Origin of the sequence: Nonomuraea sp. NPDC049504 (assembly GCF_040676845.1) — a bacterium.
Taxonomy (GTDB): domain Bacteria; phylum Actinomycetota; class Actinomycetes; order Streptosporangiales; family Streptosporangiaceae; genus Nonomuraea; species Nonomuraea salmonea.
Window position 1 is genome coordinate 385,106 of the sequence record NZ_JBFAPT010000005.1, and the last position, 13,917, is coordinate 399,022.

Consider the following 13,917-nt stretch of genomic DNA (forward strand, 5'->3'; position numbering starts at 1 on the left):
ATGCGTCTGGCCCTGGCGGAGGCCGGTTCGGCCGCCGCGAGGGGTGAGATCCCCGTCGGCGCGGTCGTGCTCGACGAGCACGGCGAGGTGCTGGCCAGGGCGGGCAACGATCGCGAGTCCACGGCGGACCCGACGGCCCACGCCGAGGTGCTCGCGCTGCGCGCGGCCGCCGCACGGCGCGGCGAGTGGCGGCTCGGGGGCTGCACGCTCGTGGTGACGCTGGAGCCGTGCACGATGTGCGCGGGCGCCGCGGTGCTGGCCAGGGTGGAGCGGATCGTGTACGGCGCCACGGACGAGAAGGGCGGCGCCGTGGGCTCGCTCTGGGACGTCGTACGCGACCGCAGGCTCAATCATCGGCCCGAGGTCGTCATGGGCGTGCTCGCAGAAGAGTGCGGTGCGGCCCTAAAGCGGTTCTTCGCTACGCGCAGGATCCGGTAAGCTCTTCCGCGGTGGTGTCGCCTAGTGGCCGAGGGCGCACGCCTCGAAAGCGTGTGATGGGGCAACTCATCCGTGGGTTCAAATCCCACCACCACCGCCACGCCGAAGGGCCTCCGAGATCTCGGGGGCCCTTTCGCATGTCCGAGGACCATGCGGCGGGCGACAACCGTAATCGTGTTCACCGGTCGTTCACGGCCGGAAAATGATGTTGGCGGAAAAAAATCAAAGGGGGCGCCGCGAGATTCGCGGCGCCCCCCTTTCTCAGTTGGGCAGTTCGAGGACCCTGGCGTGCAGGATCGATCGTTGGTGCAGCGCGGCCCGCAACGCTCGGTGCAGGCCGTCCTCCAGATAGAGCTCGCCCTGCCACTGCACCACGTGCGGGAAGAGATCCCCGTAGAACGTGGAGTCGGCCGCGAGCAGCGAGTGCAGGTCCAGCATGGCCTTCGTGGTGATCAACGAGTCGAGCCGGACCTGCCGTGGAGGGATTTGGGCCCAATCGCGGTTCGTCAGACCGTGGTTGGGATAAGGGCGTCCGTCGCCGACCAGCTTGAAGATCACCCCCCCGATTTTAGGAGAGAATCCGATTCCTCGCGTTGTCCGGTCGCGTCAGGCCGGGTTCTGGAGATCGCAGTCGGTGGGGGCGCCGTTTTCGTATCCGCGCTTGAACGCGGCCACGCGCTGCCCTGAGCTGCCGTGGGTGAACGATTCAGGATCGATTCTTCCGGTCGTGCGCCGCTGGATGCTGTCGTCGCCGACCGCCGCGGCGGCGTCGAGCGCCTCGGAGATCTCGGCGGAGGTGAAGGGCTGCTCGTAGAAGCCGGTGCTGACCGCGTTGCGGGCCCAGACGCCGGCGTAGCAGTCGGCCTGCAGCTCGACCGCGACCGAGCTCCCGCCGTCGAGGGCGCCGAGGAGATTCTGTACGTGGTGTCCGTACTCGTGGGCGATCACGTACGCCTGCGCGAAGGGCCCGCCCTTGGCGCCGAACTGGGATCGGAGCTGGTCGAAGAAGCTGAGGTCGAGGTAGACGCGCTGGTCGCCGGGGCAGTAGAAGGGGCCGGCGGAGGAACTCGCGGAGCCGCAGGCGGTCCTTAACCGTCCCGAGTAGAGGACGGTCTTCGCCGCCCGATATTCCGAAATGTCCTGCTTCCAGTAGTCCTGGATGCTGTTGACCACGCCCACCACCCGGCACTTCTCCGACTGGTCCGCGTCCTTGCCCTTCTGACACCGCGCCGACAGATCGGCGGGCGGCCTGCCCTGCCCCGGCTCGGCGCTCACGTTGTTGAGGACGAACACCAGCACCAGCACGATCAGGCCGACGATCCCGCCACCGCCGACCACCACACCCCCGGGGAAACCGGAGAAGCCGGAGAAGCCGCCGCCTCCTCCCGCGTCCTCCACCTGCGAGGCGTCGAGGTCCGCCTGGTCCCTGAAGTCCATGCTGACATCCCTTTCTGGGGTATTGCCCGCAGGACAGACTGCCCCGAACCAGGACCTCTCTATCGAGCCAGGCTCAGATCCGCCCGGAGAACGTGTCGCACCGCTGGGGGTCGCCGCTGTCGTACCCGGTGCTGAACCACTTCTCGCGCTGCTCCGACGTGCCGTGCGTGAACGCGTCCGGCGTCACGCGGCCCTGGGAGCGCCGCTGGATGCTGTCGTCGCCGACGGCCGCCGCCGCGCTGAGCGCCTGCTGGATGTCGTTCTGCGAGAACGGCTGCTCGTAGAAGCCGGTCTTGACCGCGTTGCGGGCCCAGACGCCGGCGTAGCAGTCGGCCTGGAGCTCCAGACGTACGGAAGGGCTGTCGGCGCCGGGCCGGCTGTCGCGGCCCCGCTGGTCCATGGTGCCGAGCAGGTTCTGTACGTGGTGTCCGTACTCATGGGCGATCACGTACGCCTGCGCGAAAGGCCCGCCCTCGGCCCCGAAGTCGCGCTGGAGCGTGTCGAAGAAGGTCAGGTCGAGGTAGACCCGGCGGTCGGCCGGGCAGTAGAACGGCCCCACCGCCGAGTCCGCCGCGCCGCAGCCCGTCTCGATGGCCCTGGTGAACAGCACGGTCTTGGCCGGCCGGTACGTCTCCCCGCCGTCGCGCAGCGCCCGCCGCCAGTACGTCTGGATGCTGTTGACCGTCCCGACCACCCGGCAGTCCTCCGACTGGTCGGCGTCGGCGCCGGTCTTGCAGCGCTCGGCCAGGTTGCCGGTGGCGGGGGCGCTCGGCGCCTGCCCGCCGCCCTGCCCGCCCGGATCGCCCTGCTCGCCAGGATCTCCGGTGAAGGACGTCGGGATGATGCCGAACAGGAACATCGCCCCCACCGCCAGGATGAGCAGCAGGCACCCGCCGCCCCGGCCGCTGATCGGCAACATGCAGCCGCCGGGCATCCTGCCGAACCCGCCGCCGGGCCGGGGGCCCGACGCGCGGGCGTCCTCGACCTGCGACGGGTCGAGCGGTTTGTCGTCGTCGAACTGCATCGAAGCCTCCGGCCGCAGTCCTGCCCCGTAGTGGAATGATTACGCAGAGCAATCTGTACGGATGCGATTTTTCCCGATATGTCAGTTACTCTGCCGCTATGACTGCTGGCATGATCGGGATCGCGCTGGTCTCATTGGGCATGGTGCTGACGCCCGGGCCCAACATGATCTACCTGGTGTCGCGCTCGATCACCCAGGGCCGCAAATCGGGGTTCATCTCGCTGGTCGGGGTGTTCCTCGGGTTCACGACGTACCTCATCGCGACCTGCCTCGGACTGACGGCGGTCTTCGCGTACGTACCGGCCGCCTACACCGCGCTCAAGCTCGCCGGCGCCGCGTACCTGCTCTGGCTGGCCTGGAACGCCGTCCGCCCGGGCGGCGCCTCCGCCTTCGAGCCGCGCGAGCTGCCCGTCGAACGCCCCGGCAAGCTGTTCACGATGGGCCTGCTGACCTGCCTGCTCAACCCCAAGATCGCCATCCTGTACCTGTCGTTGCTCCCGCAGTTCATCGACCCGTCGATGGGACACGTCCTGCTGCAGAGCATCGCGCTCGGCTCGGTCCAGGTGGCCATCGGCACCCTGGTCAACGGCCTGATCGTGATCACGGCCGGCAGCCTCGCCGCGTTCCTCGCCCGCCGCCCCGTCTGGGTCCGCGTCCAGCGCTACCTCACCGGCACGGTGCTCGGCGTCTTCGCCGTCACCATGGCCACCGACCGCTCCAAGGCCATCGTGGCCTCCTGAACGCTCACGAGGCGAGTGCCGCGCGCAGCAGGTCGGCGTAGGCGCGGCGGCGGTCGGCGGGGAGCCAGTCGGGCTGCGGGGGTGTGCGGTAGAGGTCGTCGCCCGGGTAGCGGGGGAAGAGGTGCTGGTGGAAGTGCCAGACGTCCTGGTTGCCCGCGGGCTCGTTGTGCTGGCGGGTGGAGACGCCGGCACAGTCGTACGCGGTGCGCATGGCGCGGGCCAGCAGCTGGGTGGCGTCGAAGATGGCGTGGCCGTCGGCGGCGGGGAGGTCGTACAGGTTCTCGTGGTGGGCGACGGGGATGATCAGCAGGTGCCCCGGGTTCCGCGGCCACCAGCGCGGACAGATCATCGCGAAGACCCGCTCGTCGCGGTAGACCACGTCGGGCTCGCGCTCCGAGGGGAGGTCGCAGAACGGGCAGTCGTAGTCGACGGGTGCGTGGTTGTGCACGGGGGCACCTCCCAGTGGCGTTCGTCTCGGCTGCGGATCATGGTGTCAGGGGCTCAGCGAACGGCGTCGTCCGGCCCGCTGTCAGCAGTTGACCGCGACCGTGGTCTTGGGTCGGCCGGATGCGGGATCCAGGGACACGGGGAACGTCCGCTCATCGTTCACTCTGATCTCGAATGAACTCGTCCCCGTCCACCTGACCGACTCGTAGGCGTCGGCCGGGTCGTCACCGTTGAAGCAGGCGACGTGCCACTCCCTGCTGAGGAGCCCGTCGTCCCTGCGCAGGCTGAGCCACGTGATGCTGTCCGGCCCGAGCCCGGCCATCGACTGCTGGAGCCGGACCCGGTACGGGTCAGGGCCGTCCACGAAGCCGATGTCCTCCTGCGAGCCGAGTGCGGCGAGGAACAGGCCGATGAGCAGCGCCCCACTCCCGGCCAGCCCGGCGAGGATGATGACCAGTGCCCGTAGCCACTTCCACCGGAGCCCGAGCGCGGCCAGCACGACCAGCGTGCAGGCCAGCACGCTGAACGCGAACGGATGATTGAGATGCTCCCGCAGGAGCACCAGGCTCGAGTCCTGGACGTATGCGAAGGCCGCGAGGCCGCCCAATAAGAGCGCGGCGATCAGCAGCACGAGCGAGCGAGCAGGCATCGGGGATCCCATCGACGAGGCGCCACCGAGATCATGACACCACCCCCCGGGGGGCGGTCCTGCAGTTCGTCACGCGGTACTTCAGCTGGAGTTCGCCGGCAGATCGTTCACGGCCGGGAGCCGTCGGTGAAGTGGTCGGCGCCGAGCGGATCGAGCGCCGGCTCCGCTGCATGCGGCCGAGGCCGGGAACGACGAAGGGGCCGACTTGGATGGGGTCGGCCCCTTCGCGTTACTGCCTCAACCAGGCGCGGAGGATGGGGGATTTGAACCCCCGATAGGTTGCCCTATACACGCTTTCCAAGCGTGCGCCCTCGGCCACTAGGCGAATCCTCCGCCGACGAGCTTACCGGACTTCCAGGGGTGCCAAGACCATGAATTTCCGGCCGGGCGGGTTCGCGCGGGGTGGAGCGAGCACTGCGGCATCCGGCTAGACTGTCCAGGGACCCCTCGCGCGGCGTCATCCTGTGAACCTCCCCAGGGCCGGAAGGCAGCAAGGATAAGCGGGCTCTGGCGGGTGTGCGGGGGGTCTCTTCGTTGAGAGCCCCCTCGCAGGCGGGATGGTCGCATGAGCCTTGCGCTTTACCGCAAGTACCGACCCGGGACCTTCGCCGAGGTCAAGGGTCAGGAACACGTCACCGACCCGCTGCGGCAGGCGTTGCGTACGGGCCGCATCAACCACGCTTTCCTCTTCAGCGGCCCCCGAGGGTGTGGCAAGACCTCCAGCGCGCGCATCCTGGCGCGTTCGCTCAACTGCGAGCAGGGCCCGACGCCCGACCCCTGCGGCGAGTGCGAGTCGTGCGTCGCGCTCGCCCCCACCGGCCCCGGCCACCTCGACGTCATCGAGATCGACGCCGCATCGCACGGTGGCGTCGACGACGCGCGCGACCTGCGTGAGCGGGCCTTCTTCGCCCCCGTGTCCGCGCGCTACAAGATCTACATCATCGACGAGGCGCACATGGTGACCCGCGAGGGTTTCAACGCGCTGCTCAAGCTCGTCGAGGAGCCCCCGCCGCACCTGAAGTTCATCTTCGCGACGACGGAGCCGGAAAAGGTCATCGGCACCATCAAGTCGCGTACCCACCACTATCCGTTCAGGCTCATGCCGCCCGCGACGCTCCGGGGGCTGCTGGAGGAGATCCTCACCTCCGAGAACGTGCCCTTCGAGCCCACCGCGCTGCCCCTCGTCGTACGCGCCGGCGCCGGCTCGGCCCGCGACTCCCTGTCGATCCTCGACCAGCTGCTCGCCGGGGCCGACGACGACGGCATCACCTACGCCAAGGCCGTCTCCCTGCTCGGCTACACCGACGGCGACCTGCTCGACGAGGTCGTCGGCGCGTTCGCGGCCCGTGACGGCGGACGGGTCTTCCACACGGTCAACCGGGTCATCGAGGGCGGCCACGACCCCCGCCGCTTCGCCTCCGACCTGCTCGAACGCTTCCGCGACCTGGTGATCCTGGCGAACGTCCCAGAGGCGGCCACCAGCGGGCTGCTCGACCGGCCGGCCGACGAGCTCGAACGCCTGGTCCAGCAGGCGTCCTCCATGGGCCCGGCCGAGCTGACCCGCGCGGCCGAGGTCTTCAACGCGGGCCTCACCGAGATGCGCGGCGCCACCTCGCCGCGGCTGCTGCTCGAGCTGATGTGCGCGCGCGTGCTGCTGCCCGGCGCCGAGCAGGGTGAAGGGGCGTTGCTCGCGCGGCTCGAGCGGCTCGAACGCGGTGGCACCGTGGCCCAGATGGCGGCCCGCGCCGCAGCCGCCCCGGCCGTCCCCGCTCCTTCCGCCGCGCCCGTGGCTCACGCCCCCGCGGCGGCCGCGACGGCTCCTGCCTCCTCCGCCCCCTCTGCCACGCCTGGCGCCTCCGCTGCGCACGCTCCCGTCGCTGCCGGTGCGCAGGGGCCGGGGGCGGGTGCGCGGGCTCAGGTGGCGGGTCCCGGCGGGTCGGACGGAGACGCGAAGGGCGCCGGGCAGGCTTCCGGTGATGACTGGCCCGAGGCGGTTCGTCCGGGGGCCGGTGCGGCGTCCGCAGGGACCGCTCCATCGAGCGCCGCCGCCAGTGCGGCTCCTTCCGGCGGTACGCCTCCGGCCGCGGCCCCGAGCGCCGGCGGAGCCGGTGGTCTCCAGTCGCAGTGGCCCGCCGTGCTGGCCGCGCTCAAGCAGCGCAGCATCGTCGTCTGGGCCAACGTGAGCACCAACGCTCAGGTGGTCGGCGTGGAGGGCAACCTCGTCACGCTCGGCTTCACCCAGGTCGGTGCGATGAAGAACTTCACCGGCGGTGGCAAGGACGCCGTCGTGGCCGCCGCGCTGGGCGACGTGCTCGGCGGCACGTGGCGGGTCGAGGCCGTGGTCGGGGGCTCCCCGATGCCGCAGGCGTCCCGTGGCCCCGCCCGTCCCCCTGCGCAAGGGGGTCCTCAGGGCACGCCCGGCGGTCAGGCGAACGGCCATCAGGGTGCGTCCGGTGGTCAGGCGAGCGGTCATCAGGGTGCGCCGGGCGGTCAGGCGAACGGTGCTCAGGGTGGTCACGGGCCCTCCGGCGGGCACGGGCCGAACGTCCAGAGCGCGCAGGGGTCCGCCGGTTCGCCCGGGGCCTCGGACGCCGCTCAGGGCGGCGGGCAGGGCGCGTCCGGCTCTCAGGGACGTACGGCCTCACACGGGTCCTCCGACGACGGCGGCGGGCAAGACGCCGACCAGCCTCCGGCCGGCCCATCGGCGGCGGCCCCCGCGACCACCGACGAGTCCTGGCCCGACGCCCCCGACGACGACCCGGGCCCCGGCTCCCCACCCGGGCCTGACCTGACGCAGACCGTCCCCGCCGGGCAGCGCGTCTCCAGCGGTCCGGGCAGCGGTCTCGCCGCCGCCCGTTCGGCCGCCAAGGCCGCGGCCGCGGCCGGTCCCCGTGCCCCGGGCGCCAGGGGCGGCGCGTCCACGTCCATGTCGACGTCCGCGTGGCCGAGCGCGATCCCCGGCCGCGGCACCAAGGCCACCGACTCCGACGACGTCGACCCACTCAACGACGCCGACGCCGACACGGTCGCCCTCTCAGGCATGGCCCTCCTCGAACGCGAACTGGGCGCCAAGGTCATCGGCGAGATCGATCACCCCTGACCCTCGCCGGGCGCTTCGGCGGGCGTCTTGAGAAGAGGGGGAGGGTGACTGCGGGCCGCAGCGGGCGGCCGAGCCGGCAGGCGACTGCCCGGTAGGAGGGGCGCGGTCCGTCTGGTAGCTCGGTCGGGCGGCCGGGGCCGCAGGTGGCTGCCGTATAGAGGAGTGGCTCCTAGGCCGGAGGCGGGTCGGCTGAGCGCGGCGGGGTTTCGCGTAGCCGGTGGTGGGCGGGGTCAGGAGAGCAGGCGGGAGCGGGCGGCGGCGCTGCGGGGGTCGGTCGGGGGGAGGGCGGCGAGGCGTTCCAAGATCTCGTAGTCGTCGCGGCCGTTGCAGGTCTGTGCGTACGTCCACAAGTCCTCGGGTGTCCCGTGCCGCAGGAGGCAGGCGCGGACCTGGGCTTCGAGTTCGTCGCGTTCGCGGCGGATCTCCGGTGACTCCGAGCGGGGCAGCAGCGGGCCGGGGTAGGAGCGGGCGAGGCTGGCGGGGTCGCCGGCGGGCAGCAGGCGGCGCAGCGCGAGGAAGTCGGCCTCGACGGGGCAGGTCAGCCGGTACGGCTTCGCCGCGATGGCGTCGCCGAGCTGGGCGCGGAGCCGGTGGATCTCGGCCCGGATGGTGACGGGGTTGCCGTCGTCGCCGTAGAGGTGGAAGGAGAGCTGCTCGGCGGTCAGGCCGTGGGGGTGGAGGGCGAGGAGCGTGAGGATCTCGGCGTGCCGCAGCGACAAGGGGCGGTCGCGGTCGCCGTAGGAGGCGGAGGGCGGGCGCTCGCCGAGGAAGGAAAGCGTGAGCAGCGGAGGGGCGGTGGGCAGAGCGGGCCGCAGGAGGTAGCCGTCGGAGAAGGGCTCGAGCAGGGCGACGCTGCCGTCCCTGAGGATCATGCGCCGCCCGGCGAAGTGGGTGCGCTCGTCGAGGTGGACGCGCTCGCCGAGGTCGCCGGCCGGGTCGCCGGAGATGACGCGGCCGGTGGCCGACAGCAGGACCCCTGGCCGGCTGCGCAGCGACTCGTAGCGGCGGCGCAGGCGTTCGTCGCGCTCGTGCATGCGCAGCGCGAGCTGCGTCTCGGCGAGCTTGGCCGTGGTGGCGACGAGGGCGACGGTGGCGGGGTGGAGGCTGCGGGAGGTGCCGCTGATGTCGACGCAGCCGATGACCCGGCCGGAGTCGGGGTCGGTGATGGGGGCGGCGCTGCAGGACCAGACGTGCAGCACCCGCATGAGGTGCTCTTCGGAGAAGACGTGGACGGGCCGGCCGGTGGCGAGCGCGGTGCCGATGCCGTTGGTGCCGACGTGCTGCTCGCTCCACTGGTGACCGTCGGCCAGGCCGATGCCGTCGGCGCGCGACAGCGTGGTGTGGTTTCCCTCGCGCCACAGCACGTGCCCGTCACCGTCGGTGACGATCATGACGTGGCCGCTGGCGTCGGCGAGCCCGGCCAGGGTCTGGGCGAGCAGCGGGAGCAGCGGGCGCAGCGGGTGGTCGTCGCGCAGGTCCCTGATGTGGGAGGGGTCGATGACGAGCGGCGCGCTCGTGCCTTCGAGATCGATGCCGGCGTCGAGCGAGCGGAGCCAGGATGCCTTGATCAGGCGGCGGGGCGCGTGCGGCCAGCTCTGGCCGGCGGCGACGGCTTCGTAGGCCCCGCGCAGCAGGCGGGAGTACGCGTCGAGATGGGGGTAACTCATCGGTCACTCCAAGTAGTCAAGTAGAGCATCCGTCTTATGAGCCATAAGCGCAAGTCGTTCGGGGGATTGCGGAGGGTGATTGAATGAACGCAACGTGTGTGCAACGTTGCCCCCGCTAGCTTTCTTGACCAACGCGTCGGCGTGGTGCGGCCGCTCCGCCGACGTGGTGGCCGGGTCTCGGACGCTGGAGGGGGGCCGAGATCCGGCCAGAACACGCCGACACACGACAGAACATGGTCATGAGGGCCTGGTCAGGACGGCGCTTCCACACCGGAAAAGCCCGCCATGAGGGGCATCGAGGAGCGCAATTCGCATCTCGTACGGGGAAAAGGCCACGAAACAAGGGGACACCCCAGTACATGACGCCGCCCAAACACCGTAGGCTCGTGGCAGTCAAGAACGCGGAGCCACGAGGAGCGCACGACGGTGAACCCAGGGGATGTCAACCTGCAGCAGCTGCTGGAGCAGGCCCAGCTCATGCAGCAGCAGCTCGTGAGCGCCCAGCAGGAGCTCAACGACGCGCAGATCGAGGGCTCGGCCGGCGGCGGCCTGGTCACGGCCGTCGTCAACGGCTCGGGCGAGCTGCTGGAGCTCAAGATCGACCCGAGTGTGATCGACGCGAGCGACGCGCAGGACACCGCCGACACGATCGCCGACCTGGTGATCGCGGCCGTCCGCGACGCCGTACGCGCGGCCGCCGACCTGCAGCAGGAAAAGCTCGGCCCGCTCGCGCAGGGGCTGGGCGGCGGCGGCCTCGGACAGTTGCCAGGGTTCTAGGCATGTACGAAGGGGTCGTCCAGAACCTGATCGACGAGCTGGGGCTGCTGCCCGGCGTCGGTCCCAAGAGCGCGCAGCGGATCGCGTTCCACCTGCTGGCGGCCGATCCAGCCGACGTCAAGCGGCTGGCGCACGCGTTGCTGGAGGTCAAGGAGAAGGTGCGCTTCTGCCGCGTGTGCGGCAACGTGGCCTCCGAGGAGGAGTGCCGCATCTGCCGCGACGCCCGCCGCGACACCCACGTCATCTGCGTCGTCGAGGAGTCGAAGGACGTCGTGGCGATCGAGAAGACGCGCGAGTTCCGCGGCACCTACCACGTGCTGGGCGGCGCCATCAGCCCCATCGACGGGGTCGGCCCCGACGACCTGCGCATCCGTGAGCTCATGACGCGCCTGGCCGACGGCCGGGTCACCGAGCTCATTCTCGCCACCGACCCCAACCTCGAGGGCGAGGCGACGGCTACCTACCTCGCCCGTCTGGTCAAGCCGATGGGCGTCAAAGTGACACGACTGGCCAGCGGTCTGCCTGTGGGCGGTGATCTCGAGTACGCCGACGAGGTCACCTTGGGCCGCGCGTTCGAAGGACGGAGGCTGCTGGATGTCTGACCAGTGGAGTGCTCTGGCGGAAGAGATCTCCGGGCACGCGCAGAACTACGTGGACGGTCTGACCAGGATGGCGGGCGGCGAGGGCGGCGACGCCATCTGGTCGATCCTGCTGGTGGAGGTCGCCCAGGTGAGCCTCGCGGGCGCCAAGCTGGGCGCGAACCGCGACGTGATCCTGTCGGGCAACTACGAGCCGCCGATGAGCGAGGACCCCGACATCGACGGGGTGCGCACGGCGCTGGCCGAGCGGCTGGAGGCGGTCGACGACTACGTCGAGGTGTTCGACCCGTACAAGGACACGGCCGTCACGCCGTACCGGCTCTCCGACGACCTGACCGCGGTCGCCGCCGACCTCATCCACGGGCTGCGCCACTATCACGCGGGCCGGCCGCACGAGGCGCTGTGGTGGTGGCAATACTCCTACTTCAACACGTGGGGCAACCACGCGGGCGCCGCGATGCGCGCGCTGCAGGCCCTCGCGGCGCATTCCCGTCTCGACGTGGCGGAGGAAACGACCTCGGTCTGAGTATCCACATACTGGTACGACCCACCAGCCGCACGAGACGCCCCGGATAGACTGGCAGCTCACAGTCCAAACCGGGAGACTCTCGTGGCGCTCGTTGTGCAAAAGTACGGTGGTTCGTCCGTCGCCGACGCGTCCTGCATCAAGCGGGTCGCGCAGCGGATCGTCGCGACGAAAAAAGCCGGCAACGACGTGGTCGTGATCGTCTCCGCGATGGGCGACACGACGGACGAGCTGCTCGACCTGGCCGAGCAGGTGTCGCCGCTGCCTCCTGCACGCGAGCTCGACATGCTGCTGACCTCGGGCGAGCGCATCTCGATGGCGCTGCTGGCGATGGCGATCGCCAACCTCGGCCACGAGGCCCGCTCGTTCACCGGCTCGCAGGCGGGCGTGATCACCGACTCCACGCACGGCAAGGCGCGCATCATCGACGTGACGCCGAGCCGCATCAAGGAGGCGATCGACCAGGGCCACATCGCGATCGTGGCCGGGTTCCAGGGCGTCTCGCAGGACACCAAAGACATCACGACGCTCGGCAGGGGCGGCTCCGACACCACGGCGGTCGCCCTGGCGGCGGCGCTCGAGGCCGACGTCTGCGAGATCTACACCGACGTCGACGGCATCTTCACCGCCGATCCGCGCATCGTGCCCGCGGCTCGCCAGATTCCGCGGATCTCGTACGACGAGATGATGGAGATGGCGGCCTGCGGCGCGAAGATCCTGCACCTGCGGTGCGTCGAATACGCGCGCCGCTTCTCCCTGCCGATCCACGTACGCAGTTCGTTCAGCACCAAGGAAGGCACGTGGGTCGTAGCCGACCCTTACACCGAAGGAACCGAGATGGAGCAGCCGATCATCTCCGGCGTGGCGCACGACCGGAGCGAGGCCAAGATCACTGTTGTCGGGGTGCCCGACAAGGTCGGCGAGGCTGCGACGATCTTCAAAACGCTGGCCGACGCCGAGATCAACATTGACATGATCGTGCAGAACGTCTCGGCCGCGGCCACGGGCCGCACCGACATCTCCTTCACGCTTCCTACGGCCGACAGCCAGACGGCGCTGGGGTCGCTGAAGAAGATCCAGCCCCGGATCGGTTTCGAGTCGCTGCTGTTCGACGACCAGATCGGGAAGGTGTCGCTGATCGGCGCGGGCATGCGCTCGCACCCGGGCGTCACCGCGACGTTCTTCGCGGCCCTCGCCGACGCGGGGGTCAACATCGAGATGATCTCCACCTCGGAGATCCGCATCTCTGTTGTGGTCGGGCAGGACGGTGTCGACGCGGCCGTGGCGGCCGCCCACCGCGCCTTCGACCTCGACGCCGACCAGGTCGAAGCCGTGGTGTACGGAGGTTCAGGACGATGAGCAAGAGGCCCAATCTGGCCCTGATCGGCGCGACCGGCGCCGTGGGCACCGTCATGCGCGACATCGTGTCGACGCGTGAGGACATCTGGGGCGAGATCCGTCTCGTCGCCTCGGCCCGTTCGGCGGGCAAGGTGCTGTCCGTACGCGGCGAGGACGTCGTGGTGCAGGCGCTGGCCCCCGAGGTGTTCGACGGCATCGACATCGCCATCTTCGACGTCCCCGACGAGGTGTCGGCCGTGTGGGTGCCGATCGCGGCCGAGCGCGGCGCGATCGCCATCGACAAGTCGGGCACGTTCCGCATGGAGCCCGACGTTCCGCTGGTGGTGCCCGAGGTCAACCCGCTCGACGCGCGTGAGCGGCCCCGGGGCATCGTCTCGACCCCCAACTGCACGACGCTGTCGATGATGGCGGCCATGGGGGCGCTGCACGCCGAGTTCACGCTCAAGGAGCTGGTCGTCGCCTCCTACCAGGCGGTGTCCGGGGCCGGCGTGGCGGGTTCCGCGCGGCTCTACGACGAGATCGAGGCGCTGGCCGGTGACCGTACGGTGGGGCAGAGCGCGGGCGACGTCCGCAAGGCGCTGGTCGACAAGCTGCCGGCCGACTCGCCGTTCCCCGCACCCATCGCGTTCAACGTGGTGCCGTGGGCGGGCTCCGACAAGGGTGACGGCTGGGCCTCCGAGGAGCTCAAGCTCCGCAACGAGTCCCGCAAGATCCTCGGCATCCCCGACCTGAAGGTCTCCGCGACCTGCGTGCGCGTGCCGGTGATCACCACCCACTCGCTGGCCGTGCACGCGCGCTTCGAGCGCGAGATCACGGTCGCCGAGGCGCACCGCGTGCTTGAGGCGGCGCCGACGGTGGTGCTGATGGACGACCCGGCCAACGGTGTCTGGCCGACGCCCGTCGACGTGGTGGGCACCGATCCGACCTACGTCGGTCGTGTCCGTCAGGCGATCGACTTCCCCAACACGCTCGACCTGTTCGTCTGCGGTGACAACCTGCGCAAGGGCGCGGCGCTCAACGCGGCGGAGATCGCCGAGCTGGTGGCGGCCGAGTTCCGGTAAGCCGTGTTCCGGTAAGCCGTGTTCCGCTGAGCCGTTCTTCGAGGTGGCGCCGTACGTCTTCGTGCGGCGTCACTTTCTTTTCCGGCGGCTGCG

At 70.4% G+C, this 13,917-nt stretch carries 14 protein-coding genes, 2 tRNA genes and 1 other RNA gene; 10 read left to right on the forward strand and 7 right to left on the reverse strand.

Annotation, left to right across the window (positions count from 1 at the left end):
- Together tadA and AB0K28_RS13300 are read left to right on the forward strand one after the other, a co-directional pair.
- Window positions 1-438: a tRNA adenosine(34) deaminase TadA gene (gene tadA / locus AB0K28_RS13295; RefSeq protein ID WP_345393033.1), complete on the forward strand. Its 438-nt coding sequence runs from the start codon at window positions 1-3 to the stop codon at window positions 436-438.
- Between the two features lie 10 nt (window positions 439-448).
- A tRNA-Ser gene (locus tag AB0K28_RS13300) sits at window positions 449-538 on the forward strand.
- 161 nt (window positions 539-699) lie between these two features.
- Here AB0K28_RS13300 and AB0K28_RS13305 read toward each other — a convergent pair.
- From AB0K28_RS13305 to AB0K28_RS13315, 3 genes are all read right to left on the reverse strand, one after another.
- The gene (locus AB0K28_RS13305) at window positions 700-996 is read right to left on the reverse strand and encodes a type II toxin-antitoxin system VapB family antitoxin (protein ID WP_345393030.1); all 297 of its coding nucleotides are present in this window, start codon (window positions 994-996) and stop codon (window positions 700-702) included.
- Between the two features lie 48 nt (window positions 997-1,044).
- Window positions 1,045-1,875 carry a neutral zinc metallopeptidase gene (locus AB0K28_RS13310; RefSeq protein ID WP_345393027.1) on the reverse strand — a complete coding sequence of 277 codons (831 nt, stop codon included), beginning with the start codon at window positions 1,873-1,875 and terminating at the stop codon, window positions 1,045-1,047.
- Window positions 1,876-1,948: 73 nt separating this feature from the next.
- Window positions 1,949-2,899, reverse strand: coding sequence for a neutral zinc metallopeptidase (locus tag AB0K28_RS13315; RefSeq protein ID WP_364368820.1), 951 nt, complete (start codon window positions 2,897-2,899; stop codon window positions 1,949-1,951).
- 98 nt (window positions 2,900-2,997) lie between these two features.
- Here AB0K28_RS13315 and AB0K28_RS13320 point away from each other — a divergent pair, with 98 nt between their 5' ends.
- Entirely contained in the window at window positions 2,998-3,639 is a 642-nt protein-coding gene (locus tag AB0K28_RS13320) for a LysE family translocator (protein WP_364368823.1), read from the forward strand.
- A 4-nt stretch (window positions 3,640-3,643) separates the two neighbouring features.
- On the opposite strand, the gene AB0K28_RS13325 is transcribed toward AB0K28_RS13320, so the two are convergent.
- The 3 genes from AB0K28_RS13325 to AB0K28_RS13335 all read right to left on the reverse strand — a co-directional run bounded on the left by AB0K28_RS13325 (window position 3,644) and on the right by AB0K28_RS13335 (window position 5,068).
- A complete protein-coding gene (locus tag AB0K28_RS13325) occupies window positions 3,644-4,087 on the reverse strand; it encodes an HIT family protein (protein ID WP_364368826.1) in 444 nt (147 codons plus the stop codon).
- An 81-nt stretch (window positions 4,088-4,168) separates the two neighbouring features.
- Window positions 4,169-4,735, reverse strand: a complete 567-nt coding sequence (locus AB0K28_RS13330; protein ID WP_364368829.1) for a hypothetical protein — start codon at window positions 4,733-4,735, stop codon at window positions 4,169-4,171.
- Between the two features lie 248 nt (window positions 4,736-4,983).
- Window positions 4,984-5,068, reverse strand: a tRNA-Ser gene (locus AB0K28_RS13335).
- A gap of 105 nt (window positions 5,069-5,173) precedes the next feature.
- Between AB0K28_RS13335 and ffs the strand changes: the two genes are divergently transcribed.
- An RNA gene (gene ffs, locus AB0K28_RS13340) (signal recognition particle sRNA small type) lies at window positions 5,174-5,269 on the forward strand.
- A 31-nt stretch (window positions 5,270-5,300) separates the two neighbouring features.
- Window positions 5,301-7,835 carry a DNA polymerase III subunit gamma and tau gene (locus AB0K28_RS13345; protein WP_364368832.1) on the forward strand — a complete coding sequence of 845 codons (2,535 nt, stop codon included), beginning with the start codon at window positions 5,301-5,303 and terminating at the stop codon, window positions 7,833-7,835.
- 230 nt (window positions 7,836-8,065) lie between these two features.
- On the opposite strand, the gene AB0K28_RS13350 is transcribed toward AB0K28_RS13345, so the two are convergent.
- Window positions 8,066-9,502, reverse strand: a complete 1,437-nt coding sequence (locus AB0K28_RS13350; RefSeq protein WP_364368835.1) for a GAF domain-containing protein — start codon at window positions 9,500-9,502, stop codon at window positions 8,066-8,068.
- A 426-nt stretch (window positions 9,503-9,928) separates the two neighbouring features.
- Between AB0K28_RS13350 and AB0K28_RS13355 the strand changes: the two genes are divergently transcribed.
- The 5 genes from AB0K28_RS13355 (at window position 9,929) to AB0K28_RS13375 (ending at window position 13,824) form a co-directional block, all read left to right on the forward strand.
- Window positions 9,929-10,279 (forward strand): YbaB/EbfC family nucleoid-associated protein, encoded by a 351-nt coding sequence (locus AB0K28_RS13355; RefSeq protein WP_345392995.1) that lies wholly within the window; start codon window positions 9,929-9,931, stop codon window positions 10,277-10,279.
- Window positions 10,280-10,281: 2 nt separating this feature from the next.
- Window positions 10,282-10,881, forward strand: coding sequence for a recombination mediator RecR (gene recR, locus AB0K28_RS13360; RefSeq protein ID WP_219508192.1), 600 nt, complete (start codon window positions 10,282-10,284; stop codon window positions 10,879-10,881).
- Window positions 10,874-11,404 (forward strand): DUF5063 domain-containing protein, encoded by a 531-nt coding sequence (locus tag AB0K28_RS13365; RefSeq protein ID WP_345392988.1) that lies wholly within the window; start codon window positions 10,874-10,876, stop codon window positions 11,402-11,404. The genes recR and AB0K28_RS13365 overlap by 8 nt, the downstream gene beginning before the upstream one ends.
- Before the next feature lie 84 nt (window positions 11,405-11,488).
- Complete coding sequence (locus tag AB0K28_RS13370) at window positions 11,489-12,763, forward strand: aspartate kinase (protein ID WP_364368839.1); 1,275 nt, start codon at window positions 11,489-11,491, stop codon at window positions 12,761-12,763.
- The gene (locus AB0K28_RS13375) at window positions 12,760-13,824 is read left to right on the forward strand and encodes an aspartate-semialdehyde dehydrogenase (RefSeq protein ID WP_364368842.1); all 1,065 of its coding nucleotides are present in this window, start codon (window positions 12,760-12,762) and stop codon (window positions 13,822-13,824) included. The genes AB0K28_RS13370 and AB0K28_RS13375 overlap by 4 nt, the downstream gene beginning before the upstream one ends.
- Window positions 13,825-13,917: the final 93 nt, after the last annotated feature.

Coding starts and splice junctions, on each gene's coding strand:
- AB0K28_RS13365 (WP_345392988.1), top strand. CDS start 10,874: ATGTCTGACCAGTGGAGTGCTCTGGCGGAAGAGATCTCCGGGCACGCG.
- AB0K28_RS13375 (WP_364368842.1), top strand. CDS start 12,760: ATGAGCAAGAGGCCCAATCTGGCCCTGATCGGCGCGACCGGCGCCGTG.
- AB0K28_RS13330 (WP_364368829.1), bottom strand. CDS start 4,735: ATGCCTGCTCGCTCGCTCGTGCTGCTGATCGCCGCGCTCTTATTGGGC.
- recR (WP_219508192.1), top strand. CDS start 10,282: ATGTACGAAGGGGTCGTCCAGAACCTGATCGACGAGCTGGGGCTGCTG.
- AB0K28_RS13320 (WP_364368823.1), top strand. CDS start 2,998: ATGACTGCTGGCATGATCGGGATCGCGCTGGTCTCATTGGGCATGGTG.
- AB0K28_RS13315 (WP_364368820.1), bottom strand. CDS start 2,899: ATGCAGTTCGACGACGACAAACCGCTCGACCCGTCGCAGGTCGAGGAC.
- AB0K28_RS13345 (WP_364368832.1), top strand. CDS start 5,301: ATGAGCCTTGCGCTTTACCGCAAGTACCGACCCGGGACCTTCGCCGAG.
- AB0K28_RS13350 (WP_364368835.1), bottom strand. CDS start 9,502: ATGAGTTACCCCCATCTCGACGCGTACTCCCGCCTGCTGCGCGGGGCC.
- AB0K28_RS13310 (WP_345393027.1), bottom strand. CDS start 1,875: ATGGACTTCAGGGACCAGGCGGACCTCGACGCCTCGCAGGTGGAGGAC.
- tadA (WP_345393033.1), top strand. CDS start 1: ATGCGTCTGGCCCTGGCGGAGGCCGGTTCGGCCGCCGCGAGGGGTGAG.